Here is a 4229-nt window from a genome sequence, read left to right on the forward strand (position 1 = left end):
TGGGCGATCGGCATTTTGCTATTAACGCGAATCGCTATTAATATTGTCGGTCGTATTACTCGCAAAGCTCTCAAAAGCGCTCAGCCAACTGTGCGGAATTTCTTAATCCAAACATCTGAAATTTTGACGTTAGTCGTGGGAGTTGTCGCTTTTCTCAATGCTTTGGGTATTCAAGCAAATAGTATAGTCGCGGCGATCGGTGCTGCTGGTTTGGCGATCGGCTTGGCTTTACAAAATACTCTATCACACTTTGCTGCTGGCATCATGCTGATTAGTCTGCGTCCGTTTGAGGTGGGAGATTTTATTGAAGGTGCTGGTGTTTCTGGTGTGGTGAATAGTATCGGTATTTTCTTTACTACATTGGTGACACCAGACAATGTGAAAATTACCGTACCCAATGGCAATCTTTTTACCAGTACGGTGAAAAATACTACTGCGATGGGGACGCGCCGGGTTGATTTGTCGATCGATATTGGCGAACGACAAATCGAACCTACGATTAATTTGCTTTTATATGTTGTCCAACAGCATCCTTTAGTGTTAAAAGATCCGCAGCCTACTTGTGAGGTTGCTTCTATTGCAGCTAAAAGTACTGTTTTGTATCTGCGTCCTTGGTGCGATGCTAAAGTTTACGAAATAGTGCGATCGCAAGTACAACAACAGGTTAAAGAAGTGTTGAATAACCCTCTAACCAGTGTAAATTTCCGCGATCGCCTGAGTGACTCGCTGTAAATCTTCTGCTGTTAAATTAGAACCTGAAGGTAAGCACAAACCGCGATCGAATAAGTCTTCTGCGATCGCACCTCCAATAACTTCACACTCGGCAAATACTGGTTGTAAATGCAGCGGTTTCCAAACTGGACGCGCTTCTATTTTCTGTTTGGCAAGTGTGAGGCGAACTTGTTCTCGATCGACACCAAAAGCCGCCTGGTCAATTGTCAAGCAAGTCAGCCAGCGAGTAGCGCGTCCGAAGTCTGCTTCTGGCATAAATTCTATCCCAGGCAATTTTCCTAACGCTTGTTGATAAACCTCACAATTGTGTCTTCTCGCGTTTACTCGCGCTTCTAAAACGCGCAATTGACCGCGACCGATTCCAGCCAAAACGTTGCTGAGGCGATAGTTATAGCCAACTACGGAATGTTGGTAATGGGGTGCATTATCGCGTGCTTGGGTAGCTAGAAAACGCGCTCTTGCTACGATATTTTCATCATCGGAAACTAACATTCCGCCGCCGGAAGTGGTGATAATTTTATTACCGTTAAATGAGAAAATGCCGATTTTACCAAATATACCGGGTGATTTACCTTTATAGGTTGCGCCTAATGATTCGGCGGCGTCTTCAATTAAGGGGACTTCGTATTCGGAACAAGCGGCTAAAATGGGATCGATATCGGCACTTTGTCCGTAAAGATGTACGATGACAACTGCTTTGGGTAATTTGCCAATTTTGGCTCGTTTTTCTAGTGCTTCTCGCAATAAGTTGGGGTCGATGTTCCAGGTAGTGCGATCGCTATCAATAAAAACTGGTTTAGCTTTCAAATAAGTAATCGGACTAGCACTAGCAATAAAAGTTAAAGTCGAGCAAAAAACCTCATCTCCAGGTTGAATACCTGCTAATTCTAAAGCCAAGTGTAAAGCCGCTGTACCGGAACTCACAGCCGCCGCGTGTTTAGCGCCTACTACTTGACAGAATTCTTGCTCGAAAGCATCGACGTGAGGGCCAACGGGCGCGATCCAGTTGGTATCAAAAGCTTCTTGGACAAACTTTTGTTCGAGATCGCCCATATGGGGAGTTGATAGCAGAATTTGTTTTGTCATTATTTCTAATTTGGCTGGTAACTTGATAGATTTGTCTGAGACTTAAGGGTTCAATGTACGAGCGTCCTGTCCGGATAAGCGATAGTACTTATTGGGATATCGCCATCGAATTAACTGTTTCATCAGGGGATTGATGTATAGCTTCGTAGGAATAATATGAACTAGAAATTGCATACTTTCTTTATAAGAACATAAATTAGGAAGTTCTTTTAAGTGCTGGCTATTCGCAATTTGGTGAATTTTGCCAGAGCGCTTACAGACCTGGATGAATCCATAGTACAATCCTGTCACTATAGAAGTTGGCAAGGCTTCAGTTGCATAATAACCTTTAACCATATACGCAGTTCCATCTACTGCCCATCCAGTAATGTAACCACCTAACTTATTTCCGATCAGTCCTCCAATCGTCAAGCAATGTCGATCGGCAGTCTCGGCGGCGATGGTCGCCAAATAGTTGGCCTTTGTAGGTATTTTATCATGTTTTGTCCGTTTCAATGAGGAGCAAAGCACTTCATACCCCTGTTGTTGCAAAACTGACCCATCAATTAATTCCACAATTTTTACTTGCTTCATAGATTTGCGTAAATCTGCCCTGCGCTTTCTGGGTAAGCTTTCTAGATCGTAATTTTCTAAATCGGATAGCAAGTTTATCGGCATAGTGGCATTTGCTGCTGTTAGATCTTTTTCATCCAGAGCTGCTCGGAATCCCCAACTCAATAATGCTGGGCGCGTTGCTTGCTCGGCTGTCAAACGCGCCATTAAATGCACTGGCTCATAGAAACCCAGAACTATTTCCTTCCAATATCGTTCTTGATGGTAGACAATATGTATTCCCCTAGCACGAAGTTTTTGGGCATATTCTGCTTCTGTCATGGAGATTATTACAGCTTGCGACAAATCTCCTATTTTGCCATCATTCACATTCATTGATGCGAACCAAACTCATAACTAGAGCTTTTGATTATTACCTGCGAACAGTCACCAGTCGATCGCATTTGGAAGCAGCGATATTTGCTTGCACTGTTAGCCAACTCGGATCGGGTTCTTCTCCATTGGCCCAAGCGATTAACGCTGCCGGAATATTTGCCCCTGCTATTTGAGAAAATGGATATCCCCCACCGAAACGCGGGTTCAATTCTAGCACGCACAAACCTGTTTCACCCACAATTACATCGCAGTCTAGGTTGCCGATGTGTCCCAGTTTTTGACCTATTTTCGCACCTAGCTGTTTCAGTTCCTCGTTTTCGACTGTGATGGCTCGATCGGTTTCTCCGGCTCGCATGGTCAACTTGCGCTTGACAAAAGTAGTAATATATGCGCCGTCTAAGTTATTGATAATATCCAGACCGTGTTCTTGTCCGCTTAATCGTTCTTGAATTAAGATACACCGATCTGGATCGGATGAGCTTACTTCTGCTAAGAAGGATCTCATTACCGATTTTTTCACAAAGCGATAAGCTAATTCCAAATCTTCCTCATCTTGGGGATATTCAATCCCAATTGATGCGCTTCCCCAGCGTGGTTTTACTACTACTGGAAAAGTTATTTCTCCTTTTTGAATAGCTTCTCGTGCTGACGCGAGGGAGAGATATGTTTTGGGTGCAGAAATTCCGATATTTTGTAAAAATTTAAATGTAGCAAACTTATCGAAACAAATATCGACGACTTCTGGAGAGGAAACTGCGGGAATCGTTCCTATAGCAAGAAAGCGATCGCGCTGTTTTGCTAGAGAAGGCAACTCTAAATCGTTGAGAGGTATGATTAATCTTACCTTTTTTTGCTGACAGATATCGAAGAGTTTGTCAAAGTAATCGCTGCGATAGATCGGCGGTAACAAAAAACTTTCATCAGCTTCTTGTAATGTCGGTGCTTCTATGCTAACATCGCCAGCAAATACTTTTCCGCGATTTCCTAGTGCTGCTTGGAAGTATTTTAACAGATAGTTGCGGCGTCCCGCACAAGTCAAGATGACATTCATATTTTTAGCTGTTACAGGATATAAGTAGAAAACACATCCTGAGAAGTTTCTCGCCGCCTGATTAGGGTATCCTCGTTGAGGAGCGGGTCATAGCTAATAATGGGTGGATTTGGACGAATAAATGGCGGTTTGAAGACGACAGTATAAGCACCCATATTCTCAAAAACTGCATAATCTCCTATGCCAATTTCGCCAGGATAGTCCTTATATAAACAATCGTGTTCCATACAAGTATATCCGACTATATCTACTGGGGCGGCGAGTTTTCTTTGACCGTTATTTTCATCATTCCTATAAACTCGCATTGACAAATTTTTATCTGTCCCGGTTGGTTTAACGTTGTGGATGCTACCGACTACTAGGGCAATTTGACGCGATCGCACTGTTTTTAACCCCACAACTTTCGCCGCAAATTTCAACACATCGGATACAA

Annotated in this window: 5 protein-coding genes; 1 reads left to right on the top strand and 4 read right to left on the bottom strand. The window is 43.2% G+C overall.

What is annotated here, in order from left to right:
• Positions 1–732: mechanosensitive ion channel family protein (locus H6S82_RS21215; RefSeq protein ID WP_191056662.1), on the top strand; the 732-nt coding region annotated here is incomplete at its 5' end.
• Here H6S82_RS21215 and H6S82_RS21220 read toward each other — a convergent pair.
• The 4 genes from H6S82_RS21220 to H6S82_RS21235 form a co-directional block, all read right to left on the bottom strand.
• Positions 688–1818, bottom strand: coding sequence for an aminotransferase class I/II-fold pyridoxal phosphate-dependent enzyme (locus tag H6S82_RS21220; protein WP_190472286.1), 1131 nt, complete (start codon positions 1816–1818; stop codon positions 688–690). The genes H6S82_RS21215 and H6S82_RS21220 overlap by 45 nt on opposite strands.
• A 42-nt stretch (positions 1819–1860) precedes the next feature.
• The gene (locus H6S82_RS21225; protein WP_190472289.1) at positions 1861–2745 is read right to left on the bottom strand and encodes a hypothetical protein; all 885 of its coding nucleotides are present in this window, start codon (positions 2743–2745) and stop codon (positions 1861–1863) included.
• 37 nt (positions 2746–2782) lie between these two features.
• On the bottom strand, positions 2783–3796 hold the full coding sequence (locus H6S82_RS21230; RefSeq protein ID WP_190472291.1) for an ATP-grasp domain-containing protein: 1014 nt from the start codon (positions 3794–3796) through the stop codon (positions 2783–2785).
• A gap of 11 nt (positions 3797–3807) precedes the next feature.
• Positions 3808–4229: hypothetical protein (locus tag H6S82_RS21235; protein WP_199317930.1), on the bottom strand; the 422-nt coding region annotated here is incomplete at its 5' end.

Source organism: Planktothrix sp. FACHB-1355 (assembly GCF_014748295.1).
Classification (GTDB): Bacteria; Cyanobacteriota; Cyanobacteriia; order Cyanobacteriales; family Aerosakkonemataceae; genus Aerosakkonema; species Aerosakkonema funiforme_A.